Origin of the sequence: Pseudomonas sp. SB113 (assembly GCF_040754745.1) — a bacterium.
Lineage (GTDB): Bacteria > Pseudomonadota > Gammaproteobacteria > Pseudomonadales > Pseudomonadaceae > Aquipseudomonas > Aquipseudomonas grimontii.
The window spans coordinates 1-402 of sequence record NZ_JBFMHW010000238.1 but is presented as its reverse complement, the minus strand read 5'-3'; the positions used below and the strand labels follow the sequence as shown (position 1 = coordinate 402).

The following is a 402-nucleotide window of genomic DNA, read 5'->3' as shown; positions in this document are numbered from 1 at the left end:
ATACTAACTTATCGGCAATCACTTTTAAGGGCATTGTCGGCTGTGAGCGAAGACCATGCTTTCGCCCCTTCAAGGGAGACAGCAATGCCGCTCAAAGAAATCCGAGTAACGCTCGGCGACGATATTTCAGATGCTGAATTAATCCAAATGCTTTTCAACCAGACGGTTCCAACTCTCATTGAGAGCGTGGAGCATCAACGGTTGCGAGCTCAGGCGCTGGTTGATCTATTAGGTGGATCCGAGACTGAACGAGCGCATCTGACTGAAGTTTTGGAAACAAGCTGTATCCGACATGCCGACGCCTGATGCCCCCGCTCCAAAAAGGGTGGGCGCTTTTTGCGTTCAACGATTAGAACACGAGTGAATTTTATAGGTTGCCTTAAACCCGATCCGCGTAGATTG

1 protein-coding gene is annotated in these 402 nt (G+C 49.3%); it reads left to right on the top strand.

Annotated features, from left to right (window positions below):
• A partial coding sequence (locus AB1462_RS32360) for a hypothetical protein (RefSeq protein ID WP_367249211.1) occupies positions 1–306 on the top strand: 306 nt, incomplete at its 5' end.
• Between the last annotated feature and the right edge of the window lie 96 nt (positions 307–402).